15 protein-coding genes are annotated in these 16642 nt (G+C 73.6%); 4 read left to right on the forward strand and 11 right to left on the reverse strand.

What is annotated here, in order from left to right:
• Positions 1 to 176: 176 nt before the first annotated feature.
• A complete protein-coding gene (locus tag ABT048_RS15675) occupies positions 177 to 1349 on the reverse strand; it encodes an agmatine deiminase family protein (RefSeq protein WP_350521923.1) in 1173 nt (390 codons plus the stop codon).
• 142 nt (positions 1350 to 1491) lie between these two features.
• Here ABT048_RS15675 and ABT048_RS15680 point away from each other — a divergent pair, with 142 nt between their 5' ends.
• Positions 1492 to 2130 carry a TetR/AcrR family transcriptional regulator gene (locus tag ABT048_RS15680; protein ID WP_350521924.1) on the forward strand — a complete coding sequence of 213 codons (639 nt, stop codon included), beginning with the start codon at positions 1492 to 1494 and terminating at the stop codon, positions 2128 to 2130.
• Between the two features lie 19 nt (positions 2131 to 2149).
• Here the strand turns inward: ABT048_RS15680 and ABT048_RS15685 are convergent, their stop codons facing one another.
• From ABT048_RS15685 to ABT048_RS15725, 9 genes are all read right to left on the reverse strand, one after another.
• Positions 2150 to 3025, reverse strand: coding sequence for a DUF8686 domain-containing protein (locus ABT048_RS15685; RefSeq protein WP_350521925.1), 876 nt, complete (start codon positions 3023 to 3025; stop codon positions 2150 to 2152).
• A gap of 11 nt (positions 3026 to 3036) precedes the next feature.
• Positions 3037 to 4212 (reverse strand): agmatine deiminase family protein, encoded by a 1176-nt coding sequence (locus tag ABT048_RS15690; protein ID WP_350521926.1) that lies wholly within the window; start codon positions 4210 to 4212, stop codon positions 3037 to 3039.
• Positions 4213 to 4530: 318 nt separating this feature from the next.
• The gene (locus ABT048_RS15695) at positions 4531 to 5328 is read right to left on the reverse strand and encodes an ABC transporter ATP-binding protein (RefSeq protein ID WP_350521927.1); all 798 of its coding nucleotides are present in this window, start codon (positions 5326 to 5328) and stop codon (positions 4531 to 4533) included.
• Positions 5321 to 6277: an ABC transporter ATP-binding protein gene (locus ABT048_RS15700; RefSeq protein ID WP_350521928.1), complete on the reverse strand. Its 957-nt coding sequence runs from the start codon at positions 6275 to 6277 to the stop codon at positions 5321 to 5323. The genes ABT048_RS15695 and ABT048_RS15700 overlap by 8 nt, the downstream gene beginning before the upstream one ends.
• A 13-nt stretch (positions 6278 to 6290) precedes the next feature.
• On the reverse strand, positions 6291 to 7145 hold the full coding sequence (locus ABT048_RS15705) for an ABC transporter permease (RefSeq protein WP_350521929.1): 855 nt from the start codon (positions 7143 to 7145) through the stop codon (positions 6291 to 6293).
• On the reverse strand, positions 7142 to 8101 hold the full coding sequence (locus ABT048_RS15710) for an ABC transporter permease (RefSeq protein ID WP_350521930.1): 960 nt from the start codon (positions 8099 to 8101) through the stop codon (positions 7142 to 7144). The genes ABT048_RS15705 and ABT048_RS15710 overlap by 4 nt, the downstream gene beginning before the upstream one ends.
• Positions 8098 to 9747 carry an ABC transporter substrate-binding protein gene (locus ABT048_RS15715; RefSeq protein WP_350521931.1) on the reverse strand — a complete coding sequence of 550 codons (1650 nt, stop codon included), beginning with the start codon at positions 9745 to 9747 and terminating at the stop codon, positions 8098 to 8100. The genes ABT048_RS15710 and ABT048_RS15715 overlap by 4 nt, the downstream gene beginning before the upstream one ends.
• Before the next feature lie 29 nt (positions 9748 to 9776).
• Positions 9777 to 10802, reverse strand: a complete 1026-nt coding sequence (locus tag ABT048_RS15720) for an agmatine deiminase family protein (protein ID WP_350521932.1) — start codon at positions 10800 to 10802, stop codon at positions 9777 to 9779.
• Positions 10803 to 10933: 131 nt separating this feature from the next.
• Positions 10934 to 12121 carry an agmatine deiminase family protein gene (locus ABT048_RS15725; protein WP_350521933.1) on the reverse strand — a complete coding sequence of 396 codons (1188 nt, stop codon included), beginning with the start codon at positions 12119 to 12121 and terminating at the stop codon, positions 10934 to 10936.
• A gap of 157 nt (positions 12122 to 12278) precedes the next feature.
• Here ABT048_RS15725 and ABT048_RS15730 point away from each other — a divergent pair, with 157 nt between their 5' ends.
• Together ABT048_RS15730 and ABT048_RS15735 are read left to right on the forward strand one after the other, a co-directional pair.
• Entirely contained in the window at positions 12279 to 12893 is a 615-nt protein-coding gene (locus ABT048_RS15730; protein WP_350521934.1) for a TetR/AcrR family transcriptional regulator, read from the forward strand.
• 108 nt (positions 12894 to 13001) lie between these two features.
• Positions 13002 to 14786 carry a serine/threonine-protein kinase gene (locus tag ABT048_RS15735; protein ID WP_350521935.1) on the forward strand — a complete coding sequence of 595 codons (1785 nt, stop codon included), beginning with the start codon at positions 13002 to 13004 and terminating at the stop codon, positions 14784 to 14786.
• A 78-nt stretch (positions 14787 to 14864) separates the two neighbouring features.
• Here ABT048_RS15735 and tatA read toward each other — a convergent pair whose 3' ends face one another.
• On the reverse strand, positions 14865 to 15173 hold the full coding sequence (tatA, locus tag ABT048_RS15740) for a Sec-independent protein translocase subunit TatA (RefSeq protein WP_350521936.1): 309 nt from the start codon (positions 15171 to 15173) through the stop codon (positions 14865 to 14867).
• Positions 15174 to 15434: 261 nt separating this feature from the next.
• Here tatA and ABT048_RS15745 point away from each other — a divergent pair, with 261 nt between their 5' ends.
• Entirely contained in the window at positions 15435 to 16634 is a 1200-nt protein-coding gene (locus ABT048_RS15745) for an agmatine deiminase family protein (protein WP_350521937.1), read from the forward strand.
• The last annotated feature ends 8 nt before the right edge of the window (positions 16635 to 16642 follow it).

Below are 16642 nucleotides of genomic sequence, written 5' to 3' on the forward strand. Positions count from 1 at the left end.
GGCCCCGCTCAACACCCCGCCCTCGGCGGCCGGGGGCGGGGGCACCCCCGCCCCCCCCCCCCACCCCCCCGCCCCCCCCCCCCGGGCGGGGCCGCCCGGGGGCCGGGGGCGGGCCCCGGGGCCGGCCTCCGACGGGGCCGGGTCCGGTCGGCGGACCGGACCCGGCCCCGTCGGGCTCACGCGACGGGCTGCTGCTGGGTGACGCAGTGGATGCCGCCGCCGCCCGCGCCGAGGTAGTCGATGTTGAGCTGCTCGACGGTGCGGCCCGGGAACAGCCGGGCGAGGGTGGACCTGGCGGCGCTGTCCGCTCTGGTGTCGCCGAACTGGGCGGAGATCACCGCGTTGTTGCACAGGTAGTAGTTGGCGTAGGAGCCGACGAAGTTGGGGTCGGTCGAGCGGATCAGGTTGTAGTCGGGCCCCTGGATCCGGCTGACCGTGAACGGGGTGCCCTGGGCGCTGGTGGACGTGGTGAGCGTCTGGTACTGCTGGCGTTCGTCGTTCGACCAGACGTCGGTGTCGCTCGCCAGTGGCATCTGGACGGCGGCCGTGCCCGCGCCGAGGAAGCGGGACGTGGCGTCCACGTGGTCGTCGGTGATGTCCTGGCCGGCGATGCCGGTGAACCAGATCACCTTGGTGGCACCGTACGCGGCGCACATGGCGCCCTCGATCGCGGCCTGTGACATGCCGGGGTTGCGGTTGGCGTTGATGATGCTGCTCCGGGTGGCCATCAGTGTCCCGGCGCCGTCGGTCTCGACGGCGCCGCCCTCGGCGACCAGCCCGGCGGCGGTGAACGGCAGGCCGAGGTAGGCGGCGAGCCGCCGGGCGACCAGGGCGTCGTTGCCGTGCGGGTTCTGGTGGTTGCCCCAGCCGTTGAAGTTCAGGCCGATCGTGTCCAGGCCGCCCGCGCCGTCGGTGCGGAAGACCGGGCCGGTGTCGCGCATCCAGCAGTCGTCGACGGGGATGTCCCCGATGACGGTGACGGTCGAGCCGCACATCGACCGCGCCTTGGCCACGGAGGCCGGGTTGGCGCACATCGTGACCGGCTCGTACTTGGCGATGGTCTTCGCGATGAGGGCGATGTTCGACTGGACGCCGCTGAGCTTGTTGCGCCAGATGGTGGTGCTGTCCGGCCAGGCCATCCAGGTCCTGGTGTGCCGGACGGTGTCCAACGGCACCCGGTAGCCGGCGACGGCCGGGCCGGCGGTGGTGCGGCGCTGGGCCGCCAGTGCCTGCCCGCCGGTCGCGGCGGTCAGCGCGGTACCGGCGACGACGATCCCAGCGGCCGTCAGGAACCGCCGTCGGCCGAGCTGTGCGTGGAGCTCCGCGTGGGGTCTGGAGCTGTCCTCCATCACTGCCTCCTTGTCAAACTCCCCTGCTGGTGCAGCAGTTGACCGAAAAGGTAAAACTGGCCAAGCGCTCGGTCAATACTTTGCGCAGGTATCGGTGCCGATGCGCCCCTGCCGCACTCCCGCAGTCGTTACAGTGGCGGCCATGGCGACACGGGCGACAGACGCAGCTCCGCGGACGGCCGCCGGACCGGGCGGCACCGGCCGGGCGCGCGCGTCCGCCAAGGGTGAGCAGACCCGGGCCAGGCTGATCGCCGCGGCGCGCACCCTGCTCGCGGGCGACGGCGCCGGGCGCTTCACCACCCGCAACGTGGCCGCGCTGTGCGGGGTCTCGCACGGGATGTGCCACTACCACTTCGCCGACCGCACCGACCTGATCGTCGCCGTAGTGGCGGACATCCGGCCCGAGTGGATCACGCCGCTGGAGGAGGCGGTGGCCGGCCCGGGCGGCTACACCGAGCGCGCCGAGCAGGTCCTGGCCCTGCTCACCCGACCCGAGAGCCCCGACCTGGCCCGCCTGCACGCGGCCCTGCACTGGCTCGCCCTGAACGACGAGCGGGTCCGCGCGAGCCTGGAGGCCGAGTACGCGCGGTGGCGGTCCTCCTTCGTCGCCCTTTTCCGCTGTCTGGCGGACGAGCGCGGCGACGGCGCCGATCCCGTTCCGCTCGGCGAGGCCTTCGCCGCCGCCGTGGACGGCCTCGCCGCCATCGGCTCGCTCGACGGGACGGTGGACGCCGAGCGGGTGCTGCGGACCCTGCTGGACTCGCTGTCCGCCGCGGCCTGACCCGTCGCCGGGCCCCTCGTCACGGGTCCGCGCCGGTGGCGGCCGCGGCAGCCGCCTCGGCCCGCTTGCGGCGCTCGACGCGGGTGCCGGCCACGACGGTGAACGTGAGGCACGCCGCGATGATGCCCTCCGCCCAGAAGAAGGCCACGTAGTCGATGAGCGAACCGATCGGCGGCGAACCGGGTGCGGCGTTGCGCATCCCAATGAGCGCGAAGAGGGTCGCGGCCATCCACCCGAGCGAGGGCCAGACCATCCCCTGCCGCCCCCGGTAGAGCACCTCGGCCCCGGCCATCACCGCCAGCGCCAGCGCCCACATCGCCGCGATCATGAACCAGGCCAGGATGAAGGTGCTGCGCGCCCGGGTGACCGTACCGGCCAGGACGGTCGCCCCGGAGGCGCTCGGGGTGCTGGTCGGGTGGACGAGGAAGAACGGGTCGGCGTCCACGAAGACGACGCCGACGGGGACGCTGCCCGCGGTGTCCGCGGCCGCGAACGAGACCGCGAACCGGTGGCGGTCGAAGGGGTAGTCGGTCACGGTGCCGGCGTGGAAGTCGGCCGGCACCGGTTGGGGCGTCGCGGCCTCCCCCGCCGCCGCCCGCAGCTCGGTGCGGGTCGCCGACTGGACGGTGATCACGACCTGCCGGCTGAAGGCGACGGAGCCCGGCTCCGCGGCGAGGCCGCCGTGCGGGACCGGCACGACGAAGAGGGTGAGGTCCCCGGCCCCGGGGTCGATGTCCTGCGCGGTGACGTCCAGTTCGATCCAGTCGCCGCTCTCCGGGAGGGCCAGTTCACGGGCCTGCTGCCGGGTGTTGCGCTCGTTCAGGTACAGCGCGACGCCCGCCGAGCACAGCACCGCCACGATCAGCAGGGCGACGAGGAAGCGGTTGTCGCGCACCCGGGCGACGGTCACGTCCGGCTGGACACGGAGGCGACGGGCTGCTGCTGGGTGGCGCAGTGGATGCCCCCGCCGCCCGAGGCGATGTGGTCGATGGAGACCTGGGCGACCCTGCGGCCCGGGTGGAGGTCGCCGATGATGCCGGCCGCGTGGTCGTCGGCGGCCTGGTCGCCGAAGCGCGGGACGATGACGCCGCCGTTGCAGACGTAGTAGTTGATGTAGGTGGCGAGGAAGTTCTTGCCGGCGCCCTGGATCAGGTCGAAGTCCGGCTCGGGCAGGTCGACCACCTTGAGCGCGCGGCCCCTGGCGTCGGTCGCGGAGGCGAGGACCTGGACGGCCTGTTCGGAGGCGGTGGTCCAGACGTCCGGCGGGGTGTCGGCGGCGGGGCGGTGCAGCACGACGGTGCCCGGCTCGGCGAAGCGGGCGAGGGCGTCCACGTGGCAGTCGGTGATGTCCTGCCCGGCCACGCCCTTGAACCAGATCACCTTCTCGACGCCGAGCAGGTCCTTGAAGCCCGCCTCGATCCGGTCGCGCGAAATGCCAGGGTTGCGGTTGTCGTTCACCCAGGAGCTCTCGGTGGCCATCAGGGTGCCCTCGCCATCCACCTCGATGCCGCCGCCCTCGCCGGTGATCGGCGCCTGGACGCGGGTGATGCCGTAGTGGGCGAGGAGGTTGCGGGCGACCTGGCTGTCGTTGGCGTGGGTCTGCTTGTTGCCCCAGCCGTTGAAGTTGAAGTCGACGCCGGCGATCCCCAGCGGGCCGGTGACGAAGGTCGGGCCGGTGTCCCGGGCCCACAGGTCGTCGACCATCAGCTCCAGTACCCCGACCGAGGAGCCGCAGGCCTGCCGGGCCTGGTCGGCCTGGTCCGGACGCGCCAGCAGCACCACCGGCTCGAAGCCGGCGATCGTCTGCGCCAGCGTCGCGATGTCCTGCCGGACGCCGGGCAGTTGGTCGCCCCACACCTCCTCCAGCGCGGGCCAGGCCATGAACGTACGGGTGTGCGGGCCCGACTCCGCGGGCATCGCCCATCCGGCCGCGGCCGGGCTGCCCGACGGGGCCTCCGCCGTGCTGCCGGGGCCGGGCTGCTCCTCGTCGCCGCCGCCGGAGGAGCAGCCGGTCAGCGCCAGCGCGGCGAGCGCGGCCCCGGACTGCAGGAGCGAACGGCGGGACGGCCGGGGGTGAGCCATGGGGCCTCGTTCCGGTAGGTGTCGGGTCCGGCTCCGCAGGCTACTGACAGGGCGGTCAGGATCCGGCACGGCACGCATCCGCCGTTCGGGGGAAACCGCTCACGGCCCTTCGGTGGCGGCCTCCCGTTCGCGGAGCAGCCGGTGCTCGGTGCGGATCCCGCACCGGTGCGGTAGAGCACCTCGGCGGCGCCGAGCACGGCCCGGGCCGGCGCCCACGGCGCCGGGCCGGGCAGGTTCGCTGCCGGCCGGCGCCGTCCGCCGGTCTTGCTCGGTCGCCCCGGGCCGGCAGGTCCCTCGGCCTGCCGGTCCGGGGCCGTCTTACAGTGCGCGGCGCGCGGCGGCGATCCGGTCGGGATCCCAGCCGGGCCGCGGGACGGACTCCAACAGCAGCCGGGTGTAGGCGTGTTGCGGGGAGTCGAGAACCCGGTCGGTCGGCCCGGACTCGACGACCGCGCCGTGCCGCATCACGATGACCTCGTCGGTGACGCAGCGGACGACACCCAGGTCGTGGGTGATGAAGAGGTAGCCGACGCCGGTCTGTTCGCGGATGTCGGCGAGCAGGTTGAGGACCTGCGCCTGGACCGAGACGTCCAGCGCGGCGACCGCCTCGTCCAGCACCAGGACGGCCGGCTGGACGGCCAACGCCCGGGCGATGGCGACGCGTTGGCGCTGTCCGCCGGAGAGCTGCCGGGGCAGCGCCTCGGCCGCCCTGGTGCCGAGGCCGACCTGGTCGAGGAGTTCCCGGATCCGGGCCCCGTGGTCGGTGCCGGGGAAGTGCAGCCGCAGAGTCTCCCGCAGCACGGCCTCCACGCTGGTGCGCGGGTCCAGGGAGAGGTACGGGTCCTGGAAGACCATCTGGACCTCGCGGGCGCGGGCCAGCCGCTCGGCCCTCCCCCGCACCCGGCCGCCGCGGGCCCGGCCCTGGACGGTGACCCGCCCCTCGTCGGCCTGTTCGAGGCCGACGATGATCCGGGCGGTGGTCGTCTTCCCGGAGCCGGACTCGCCCACGATGCCGAGCGATCCGCCGGCGGCGAGGGTGAAGGAGACGTCGTCCACCGCCCGTACGGTGCCGAAGGTCCGGCACAGCCCGGTGACCTCCAGTACGGCCTCAGACATCGAGGGGGCTCCCTTCGAGCGGGTGGTGACAGGCGACGGCGTGCTCCCCCTGCGGTTCGGGGGTCTGCTCCCGGCACAGCTCGGTCGCGTACCGGCACCGGGCGGCGAATGCGCAGCCGGTCAACTCCTGCCGCAGGTCCGGCGGTTGGCCGTCGATGGCGGCGAGCCGGCCGTTCCGGGAGTCCAGCCTCGGGGTGGAGGCCAGCAGCGCGGCGGTGTAGGGGTGGCGGGGCCGTTCGAAGAGCGCTCCGGCGGGGCCGCTCTCGACGATCCGCCCGGCGTACATCACGCAGACGCGGTCGCTGATGGCCGCGGCGAGCCCGAGGTCGTGGGTGACGAACAGCAGGCCGGTGCCGAAGCGTTCGCGCAGCCGGCCGAGGAGCGCGATGACCTCGGCCTGGCTGGTGACGTCGAGCGCGGTGGTGGGCTCGTCGGCGAGCAGCAGGACCGGGTCGCCCATCAGCGCGGCGGCGATCATGACGCGTTGGAGCATGCCGCCGGACAGCTGCCCCGGGTAGCGGTGCAGCAGTTCCTTGCCGAGGCCGACGGCGTCCAGGAGTTCGACCGCGCGCCGCTCGGCGTCGGCCGCACCCGTCCGTCCGCCGAACCGCACGCCCTCGGTGAGGAAGTCGCCGACGCGGCGCAGCGGGTTGATGGCCGCCCTGGGGTCCTGGAAGACCATGGCGGCCCGGCCGGTGCGCAGGGCGCGCAGCCGGTCGGGGCCCATGGTCAGGACGTCCTCGCCGTCGACCAGGACGCTGCCTTCGGCGGTGGCGCCGGGCGGCAGCAGGCCGAGGGCGCTGCGGGAGGTGAGGCTCTTGCCGGAGCCGGACTCGCCGACCAGGGCGACGGTCTCCCCGGGGCCCACGGCGAGGTCGACCCCGTCGAGGACGGGCCGGGCGGTGCCGGGCAGGCGGAGCCGCAGGCCCCGGATGTCGAGGGCGTTCACGTGCTGCTCCGATTCATGGGGTCCTCCGGGCGACGCGGTCGGCCCAGCGCTCGCCGACGACGTTGAACGCGACGACGGTGAGCACGATGAGGACGCACGGCAGGATCGCGGAGAGCGGGTAGCCGTGCTGGATCGCGGTCTGGCCGTCGAAGACCATCCGCCCCCAGTCGGGGGTGAGCGCGGGGACGCCGAGGCCGAGGAAGGAGAGGCCGGCGAGGTCCATGAGGGCGTATCCGAAGTTGATGGTGGACTGGGCCAGGACGATCGGGGCGATGTTGGGCAGGACGTGCCGCAGGCAGATCTGCAGGGTGGAGTGGCCCTGGACCTGGTACGCGGAGACGTACGGCCGGGATCGTTCGGCGAGGACGAGCGAGCGGGTGAGCCGCGAGACGTACGGCAGGTAGGCGATCGCGAGGGCGATGACGGGGGCGAGCAGGCCCTCCCCGTAGACCGAGACGATCAGGATGGCGAGCAGCATGCCGGGGAAGGCGAAGACCAGTTCGGTGCTGCGGGAGAGGACGGAGTCGAGCCAGCCGCCCCGCCAGCCGGCCGCGAGGCCGATGACGACGCCGGCGACGGTGGAGAAGACGACCACGCCGAGCGGGCCGAGCAGGGAGGTGCGGGCGCCGAGCAGGAGCCGGGAGAGGGTGTCGCGCCCGGCGGCGTCGACGCCGAGCAGGTGGTCGGGCGAGGGGCCGGCCAGGGCGTTGCCGAGGTCGACGGCGTTCGGGTCCTGCGGCGCGATCCAGGAGGCGAGCAGGGCGGCGATCACCACCAGGACGACGATGCCGAGGCAGGCCAGGTGGAGCGGGCCGCGGGCGGCCTTGAGCCGGCCGAGTCCGGGCCGACGGGTGAGGGCGACACTCATGCGCCGGACCTCCTCGTGCCGAGGGTGACCCGGGGGTCGACCAGGGGGTGGAGCAGGTCGACGACCAGGTTCACCACCATGAACAGGGCGACGATCAGCAGGGAGATCGCCTGGACGGTCGGGAAGTCCTTGGTGGTGGTGGACAGTTCGAGGAGCTGGCCGATGCCGCCGATACTGAAGGCCGACTCCACCAGGATGGTGCAGACCAGCAGGGTGGAGACGATCAGGCCGCCGGTGGTCAGCACGGTGCCGAGCGAATTGCGGAACACGTGGCGGCGGATCACCTCGCGCTCCGGCACGCCGCGGCTGCGGGCCACGGCGACGTGCTCGCCCTCCAGGGCCTCCAGCATCGCCGAGCGGGTCACCCTGGCGAGCATCCCGATCAGGTACAGCGCGAGCGCGATCGCCGGCAGGGTGAGGTGCCACAGGAGGTCGCCGAAGCCGTCGCCGGTGCCGCTGGTCGGGAACCAGCCCAGCTTGACCGCGAACAGGCCCTGCAGCAGGACCGCCGCGACGAAGGAGGGGGTGCCGACGGCGAGCGTGGTGGAGAGCAGGATCGCGGTGTCCGTCGCGCCGCCGCGCACCGCGCCGACCCAGCCGAGCACCAGGCCGATGACGACGACCACGAGCAGCGCCATGGCGACCAGCGTCAGGGTCGCGGGCAGCCGGTCGGCGAGCAGCTTGGACACGTCGGTGCGGTAGGTGATGGAGCGCCCGAAGTCGCCCTGCAGCACCTGGCCCAGCCAGCGGAAGTACCGGACCAGGAACGGGTCGTCGAGGTGGTACTGGTCGTTGATCGCCTGCAGGGCGGCCGGCGAGGCCGACCGGCCCGACAGGAGGAAACTCGCCGGGTTGCCCGGCGCCAGGTACATCGCGCCGAAGACCACGAAGGACGCGCCGAGCAGGGTGGCGGCCATCTCCACCAGTCGCCGGGCGGCGAATCTCAGGAAGTTCACCGGGCGGCCCCCACGTCGGCCGCCCACGGGTAGTACATGTAGGAGATCGTGGTGGGGGCGCCGGTGATGCGCTTGTTGAGGAAGACGGCGGTGGGCCACTCGGCGACCGGGATCCACAGCAGCTGCTGGGAGGCGGTCTGCTGGAGCTTGGCCTCGATCGCCCCGCGCTTGGCCGGGTCGTACTCGGCGGTGGCCTGGTCGACGAGGTCGTCGTAGGTCTTGTCGCTGTAGCCGGCGAAGTTCTGGTAGGCGCCGGTCTTGAAGTTGACGAGCAGGTCGAGCGGGTCGGTGACGGAGTCGTAGTACGTCTCCGGGAACAGGTCGATGCCCTCGCGTGCCTTGGCGTCGGTGAACAGCGCGGTGAAGGCGTTCGGGGCGATCGTCTTCAGCTGGATGTCGAGCCCGATCTTCGTCCCGGCGGCCTGGACGGCGGTGGCGAGCAGCGAGACGTCCTGGCCGATGGTGCTGGTGGCCATGACGAGCGTCTTGCCGCTCGCGCCGGCCTCCTTGACGAGGGCCTTGGCCTTGTCGATGTCCTGCGCGGTGGGGGTGAGGCCGTCGAAGGCGGCCTTGCGGACGTCGTCGGGGGCGGTGCCCCAGGCGGCCTTGGTGGTGAGGGAGCCGGTGACGGTGCCGGCGCCGGCGAGGCCGGTCCTGACGAAGCCGGAGCGGTCCAGGGCCAGGGACAGCGCCTGGCGGACGCGCAGGTCGCCGAGCGGGCCCTGCATGTTGGTGACGTTGACGTTGACGGTGCTCAGGCCCTCGCCGAAGTAGAGCGTGCCGGGGCCGTTCTTCTTCAGCCGGTCGTAGCTCTCGGTGGGGATGAGGTAGCCGCCGTCGACGTCGCCGGTGAGCATCGCGTTGGTGCGGGCGGACGCGTCGGTGAGGAAGCTGAACACGACCTTCCTGGACTTGGCCTTGGTGCCCCAGTAGTCGTCGAAGCGCTGCAGCTCGATCGACTGGCCCTTGGCCCAGGCGCCCAGCTTGAAGGGCCCGGTGCAGTCGAGGCCGCCGCTGGTGCCGTAGTCCTTGCCCGCGGCCTCCACCCCCGCCTTGGCGGCGACGACGCCCGCGGCGGTGGCCATGTACTGCGGGAACTGGGAGTCGGGCTGCTTGAGCTTGACGGTGACCTGCAGCGGGCCGGTCGCGGTGACGGTGTCGACGTTCTGGAACACCTGGTTCCAGGCGGCCGCGTTGTCCGGGTTCATCTGCCGGCCGAGGCTGTACACCACGTCGTCGGAGGTCATCACCGTGCCGTCGTGGAAGTGCACGCCGGAGCGCAGGTCGTAGACCCAGGTGGTGGGATCGGGGTTCGAGGCCTTCTCGGCCAGGCCGGGAGCCAGGGTGAGCTGGGGCGTCCAGCGCATCAGGCTCTCGCAGACGTTCGCGAGGACGGTGTTCTGCGGGTAGTCGAACGCCTGGAGGTAGTCGAGCGTGGGCGGCTCGGCGTAGGTGGCCCAGGTGAAGGAGTCGAGCTCGCCCTTGGCCGGCGGGGTGTCGGCCGACAGCTGCACCGAGGCCTGGTCGGATCCGGAGTGCGGCGGGCCGGAGCAGGCGGCGACCAGGGCCGCCGCCGAGAGCAGCGCGGTGGCGAGGACGAGCCGGCCGCGGGCGGTGGCGCGTCTCGCGGGCGCGGTGGGAGTCATGAGGGTTCTCTCCGTTCGCTGGCGAGGGGTCAGGCGCGGGCGGCCGGGATCTGCTGGGTGATGCAGTGGACGCCGCCGCCGCCGTAGGCGATCACCCTGGCCCGCACACCGACGACCTTCCGGTCCGGGTAGGCGGCGGCGAGCACGGCCAGCGCGCCCTCGTCCTCGGGGTGGTCGGCGACCGGCACGACGACACCGCCGTTGGCCAGGTAGAAGTTCAGGTACCCCACCTCGACCTCGCGGCCGTCGACCTCGACGAAGGCGGCCTGCGACAGGTCGACGATCTCGAAGGGCCGGCCCTGGGCGTCCGTGGAGTGCTCCAGCACGGTGCGGTTGGCGCGCATCCGCACGTAGTCCGGGTGCTCCGGGTCGGCGGGGAGCTGCAGCACGACCTTGCCGGGGGCGACGAAGGCGCAGACGCCGTCCACGTGGCCGTCGGTCTCGGTGTCCAGGGCGCCGCCGTACGGCAGCCAGATCACCTTGGTGACGCCGAGGCGGGCCTTCAGCTCGGCCTCGATCTCCTCCCGGGTCAGGTCCGGGTTGCGGTTGGGGTGCAGCAGGCACTGCTCGGTGGTGATCAGCGTGCCCTCGCCGTCGACGGTGATCGCGCCGCCTTCGAGGATCATCTCGGAGCGGATCGCGGGGGTGCCGAGGTGCTCCAGCAGCAGGCCGCTGATCCGGTCGTCGGCGTCCCAGGGGCTGTGCTTGCGGCCCCAGGCGTTGAAGCGGAAGTCCACGCCGGCCCGGGCGCCGTTGCCGTCGAGGACGAAGATCGGCGCGGAGTCGCGGAACCAGGAGTCGTCCGTCGGCAGCTCGACGACGGTGATGCCCTCGCCGCCCTCGCCGGCGCCCTCGCCGCACAGGGCGCGCGCCTCGTCGCCGTGGCCGGGCGGCGCCACCATGGTGACCGGCTCGAACTCCGCGATGGCGCGGGCGACCGCCGCGTACTCGCGCTTCACCTCGTCGAGGGTGTCGCCCCACAGGTCGGGGCGGACGGGCCAGGCCATCAGGCAGCCGTCGTGCTCGGTCCACTCCGCGGGCATGCGGTACGTCACGGGATACCTCTTCTGTTCGGCCCCGGCCGGTCCGGCGCGCTGGGCGCGCGGCGGTCGGGGGGAGGGTGGTGGAGCGGGAGGCCCCGGCGGCCCGTCTCCGTGGGGGGATCCGGACGGGCCGCCGGGGAGTCTCAGAGCGCCGGCGGGACGGCCGGCTGGGACTGGGTGGCGCAGTGGATGCCGCCACCGCCGGAGGCGATGTTGTCGATGTTCAGCTGGACGACGTCCCGGCCGGGGAACTCGGCCTGGAGGATCGCGTAGGCCTGGGCATCGGCCGAGGAGTCGCCGAACTGGGGGACGAAGACGGCCCCGTTGGCGACGTAGAAGTTGGTGTAGCTGGACAGGAAGTCCTTGCCGCTGCCGCGGATCAGCGTGCGGTCGGGGCCGGGGAGTTCCACGACGGTCAGCGGGCGTCCCCGGGCGTCGGTGGCGGTCCGCAGGACCTGCCTGGCCTGCTCGTAGACGTCGATCCAGATCCGGTCGGTGCCGGGGCCGGGCTGGTCGAGGATGACGCGGCCGGGCGAGGTGAAGCGCGCCAGGCAGTCGATGTGGTCGTCGGTGATGTCCTGGCCCGCCAGCCCGGCCAGCCAGATCACCTTGTCCATCCCGAGCGTCGACTTCAGGGCCTGCTCGACCTGGTCCCGGGACATCCCGGGGTTGCGGTTGGAGTTCACCAGCGAGCTGACGGTGGCCAGCAGCGTGCCCTGGCCGTCCGTCTCCAGGGCGCCGCCCTCGCCGACGAAGGGGGCCCGGATCCGGTCGACGCCGTACTGCGCCAGCAGGGCGGCCGCGACCGCGGCGTCCTCGGTGTAGCGCTGGTAGTACGGGGTGCCGCTCTTGCCCCAGCCGTTGAAGTTGGTGTCGACGCCGGCGACGGCGCCCGGCGCGACCACGAAGGTCGGGCCGAAGTCGCGGATCCACAGGTCGTCGTTGGAGATCTCGACCACGGTGATGGCGTGGTAGGCGCCGGGGCCGCAGTAGTACTGCGCGTCGGCGGCCTGGCCGGGGCGGGCGACCACGACGACCGGCTCGTAGCGGGAGATCTCGTGGGCGACGCGGGCGATGTCGTCGCGCACCGCCGAGAGCTGGGTCCGCCAGATCGACGGCAGGGCCGGCCAGGCCATGAAGGTGCGGTCGTGCCGGTCGCTCTCGGCAGGCATCCGCAGCTTCGTGGTGGCGCCCGCTGCGGCGCTCGGGTCGGTCACCGCCGGGGTCGCGGCCCGGGCGGTCGCCGGCAGGACGGTACCGAGTGCGATCAGGGGTACGGCGGCGGCGCCGAGCCGGAGCAGGCCGCGTCTTGAGGGCGTGGGGGTGTGCATGTCGCTCCCTGTTCGAGTGGGAGGGGTGGGGGTTGCCCCGCATCCTCTACCGTACTGAAAATTCAGTCAAGCTTTCGGCTCAAAGCTGACGCAACTCACTGAAAGGATCATCAGGAACCTGTCTGACCAGTCAGGAAGCCCGGTAGAGTGGACGACCATGTCGGACCGTCGGACGGAAATACTCAAAGCCGCGACCAGGGTGATCGCCCGCCGTGGCGTACGCGGACTGCGCGTGGGCGAACTGGCGGCCGAGGCCGGGGTCTCCACCTCGCTGATCTACTACCACTTCACCGACCGCGCGGGCATCCTGCGCCGGACCCTGGAGTTCATCAGCGACCGCGCCGACCACTACACCGCCGACGACGAGCCCGAACCCCGGACCGAGGACCCGCGGGCCGACCTGGAGCGGGTCCTGCTCAGGGAGCTCCAGGACAGCACCGAGGTGCGGGAGAACAGCACCGCCTGGGGCGAGCTGCGGGCCAGCGCGGTCTTCGAACCGAGCCTGCGCGAGGACCTGGCGAGGACCACCCACACCTGGGTGCACGACATCGCCGAGCTGCTCGCCCGGGCCGACCCGACCGGCACCGCACCCGCGCACGCGGCCTCCGCCGAGCGGCTCACCACCCTCGTCGAGGGGCTCAGCGTACGGTGGCTGAGCGGCTCGCTGCCCCTGGACCACGCGCGCCGGCTGCTGCGCAGCGCCCTCGACACCGAGCTGCACCCCGGCCGGCCGGCCGTCGGCGCCCGACCGGGCCGGTCACAGCTACCCTGACCCTACCTCTAAACTTCGCGATGCCGTCTGCGCCGACCAGCGCCGTGGCCGCCCCGGGACGCCGCTCCGGCTCCCGCACCCTCCTTGTCCGCCGAGAGAGGCCACCGCATGTCCGCCGACCGATCCCCCTTCGCCCTCCAGCCGGTCTTCCAGGAGCTGACCGCGGACGACCCTCGCGAGGTCGGCGGCCACCTGCTGTACGCCCGGCTCGGCGCCGGCGGCATGGGGCGCGTCTACCTCTCCTACACCCCCGGCGGCCGGCCGGTGGCCCTCAAGGTGGTGCGGCCCGAACTGGCCGAGGACCCGGAGTTTCGGGCCCGCTTCGCCCAGGAGGTGGCCAGCGCCCGGCGCATCCACGGCCTGTTCACCGCGCAGGTGGTCGACGCCGGCGTGGACGCCGCCACCCCGTGGCTGGCCACCACCTACGTGCCGGGGCCCTCGCTCCAGCAGGTCGTCCAGCGGTTCGGTCCGCTCCCGGAGCGGACCGTCCTGCTGCTCGTGGCCGGCATCGCCGAGGCCCTGCAGGCGATCCACGCGACCGGGGTGGTCCACCGCGACCTCAAGCCCGGCAACGTGCTGATCGCCTCCGACGGCCCCCGGGTGATCGACTTCGGCATCGCCCGCGCCGCCGACGCCAGCGCGCTGACCGGCACCGGACTGCGCATCGGCTCCCCCGCCTACATGGCCCCCGAACAGGCCATGGGCCGGGCCGCCACCCCGGCCACCGACGTGTACGCCCTCGGCGCCCTCGCCGTCCACGTCGCCGGCGGCACCCCGCCCTTCGGGGACGGCCCCGACCCGGCGGCGCTCTACCGCACCGTCCACGAGGAGCCGGACCTCGACCGGGTGCCGGAGAGCCTGCGCGCGCTGCTGCTGCACTGCCTCGCCAAGCAGCCGGAGGACCGTCCGACCACCGCCGAGGTGATCGCCGCCGCCCGCAGCCACCCGGCGGTGGGCGGCCACCTCCGGTTCGGCGAGGACTGGCTGCCGCACCCGCTGACCAGCCAGATCACCCGGCACGCCGAGCTGCCGCAGGTGCCCGCCGAGGCCGCCGCGCGCCCGGGCTGGGACTCGGCGCAGACGGTCCTCGCCCCGGGGGCCGCACGGACGCCGACGGTGCTCGCCCCGGTGTCCGCGCCGGTCTCCGCGTCGGCGGCGGCCTCCGCCGTGCCGTCGGCCTCCGGCGCGTCGACGGCCTCCCGGACGGCTCCGGGCGAGGACGTCACGGCGGAGCGCCGGGGCCGGGGCCGGGGCCGCCGGAGCGGGACCGGCCGCAGACGCGCCCTGGGCCGCACCGCGCTGACCGCCGCCGTCGCTCTGACCGTCGGCGCCGCGACGGCGGTCTTCCTGCTCGACGACCCGGACTCCGGGGAGGCCGTGGCCGACGAGGCCCCGGCGTCCGCCTCCGCCGTGCCGGGCAGCCCGGCGCCGGCCACGCCGACGGCCACCGCCAGCCCGACCCCCACCCGCACCGCCGGCGCCTCCCCCACCGCCACCGCGCCGCCCGGGCCCGCCGCCGAGTACGCGCCGGTCTACCGCTCGGTCGAGCTGACCTCGGCGGACGCCGGCTACGAGTTCGACCTCGCCACCGGCACCGTCGTCCCGACCGACAGCGTCTCCTGGTACCTGAGCCGCGGTGACGCCGAGTTCCTCGTCCCGGAGACCTCGGACTCCTTCATCGGCCGGGACGCCGGCCTCGGGGTGGCCGAGTGCCTCAAGGGCCTCGGCAGCCGTCCGGCCGGCCGGATCCCGTTCGCCGCCGTCGGGCCGCGCGGGGCCTTCTGCGTCCGGTCCGCGGACGGCCAGGACCTCGCCGTCGTCCGGGTGCTGTCGACCGCGGGCACGGACGGGCCGGTCAGGGTGTCGCTGGACCACTACCGCCGCAACGGCTGAGAGCCGCCGCCCCCCGCCGGGCGGTGGGGGAACGACGGCTCTCGGCTCCGGCCGCGGGCGCTCCCGCGGCCCTCCCGGTCAGACCGGGCGCTTCACCGGCTGGGCCGCCGGGCCCGCGGGTGACTGGGCGGAGGGCGTCTGACCCGCGGGTGACTGACCGGCGGGTGACGGGGCGGCCGGTGACTGTACCGCCGGGCCCGCGGGCGGTTCCGCCGGTGCCCCGCCCGGCGCCGACTCCTCCCGCATGGCCGCCGTCTCGGACTTCAGGATCCGCATCGACTTCCCCAGTCCGCGCGCCATCTCGGGCAGCTTCTTGGAGCCGAACAGCAGCACCAGGACGGCCACCATCACCAGTACGTGCCAGGGTTCCAGACCATTGCGCAGCATCGCCGCCTCACCCGGCCTTTCATCGTCGTGACCGGGCCGCGCGCTCGGCGGCCGGGTCGTCTCGGGGTGGTTTGGGTACCTTCACCGTAAAGCTTGACTGATTTTTCAGTCAATGCGAGAGTTCAGTTCCGGCGATGCCGGACGACCTCGTCCACCGGGACGGTCCCTTCGTCCGCCGCCACCGGCCCCCCGCGGCCGCTCCCCCGGAGCCCCGCCCGCCCCGCCGGACCGGATCCACCCCCAGCCCCACCGGAGTTCAGCGTGTCCCAGTCCCCCCTCGCCCGCCGCACGGTGCTGCGCTCCCTCGCCGGAGCCGGTGTGATCGCCCTCGGCGCGAGCGCCTGCGCCGCCTCCGACGACGACGCCGCCGAGCCCGCGGGCCCCAGCTCCGCAGCCCCCGGCCAGTCGGCCACCGGGGCGCCCGCACAGCCCCCGGCGCCGGCGCCCGCCCCCGCCCAGGGGCGCCGGCTCGGCGGCGAGTGGGAGAAGCACGAGCGGACCTTCATGGCCTGGCCCGCGTCCGAGAACGTCTGGGGCGAGCAGCTCGGGGCCGTCCGCAAGGACATCGCCACGGTGGCCCGGGCCATCGGCGAACGCGAACCGGTGGTCCTGCTGGTCCGCCCCGGCCAGGAGACCTCGGCCCGCAACGCCTGCGGCTCCGACGTCGAGCTGCTCTCCGTCCCGGTGGACGACCTCTGGGCCCGCGACACCGTGCCGGTGTTCGTCGAGGAGGGCGGCAAGGTCAAGGGCGTCGACTTCAACTTCAGCGGCTGGGGCGGCAAGCAGGAGCACGCCAACGACGCCAGGATCGCCCGCGCGGTCCTGGAGAAGTACGGGATCGAGCGGCTGGAGACGCCGATCACCGCCGAGGGCGGCTCCTTCGAGACCGACGGCCAGGGCACCCTGATGATCACCGAGAGCTCGGTCGTCAACGACAACCGCAACCTCGGCCGCAGCCGTGACTCGGTCGAGGCGGAGCTCAAGAAGGCCCTGGGCGTCACGAAGGTGATCTGGCTCGCCGGCGTCAAGGGCAAGGACATCACCGACGCCCACGTCGACTGCCTCGCCCGCTTCGCCGCCCCCGGCGTCGTCTTCCTGGACCGCGCCTTCCCCGGCACCCCGCCGGACGTCTGGTCCCGCTCCGCCGACCAGGCCCGCGCCGTCCTCGCCGAGGCCACCGACGCGACCGGCAGGAAGCTCAAGGTGATCGAGATCGGTCAGCCCGACCCGGACCGGATCACCGGGCGCGGCGACGCCTTCGTCTCCTCGTACATGAACTTCTACATCGGCGACAAGGGCGTCTACCTGCCGCTGTTCGGCGACGCCAAGGCCGACGGGCAGGCCCAGGCGATCTTCCGGGACCACTTCCCGGACCGCGAGATCGTCCCGCTGCAGATCGACACCATCGCCTCCGGCGGCGGTGGCATCCACTGCTCCACCCACGACCAGCCCGCCGGCTGACCGCCCCG

This window comes from Kitasatospora sp. NPDC096140 (genome assembly GCF_040303045.1).
In the GTDB taxonomy this organism is placed as follows: domain Bacteria; phylum Actinomycetota; class Actinomycetes; order Streptomycetales; family Streptomycetaceae; genus Kitasatospora.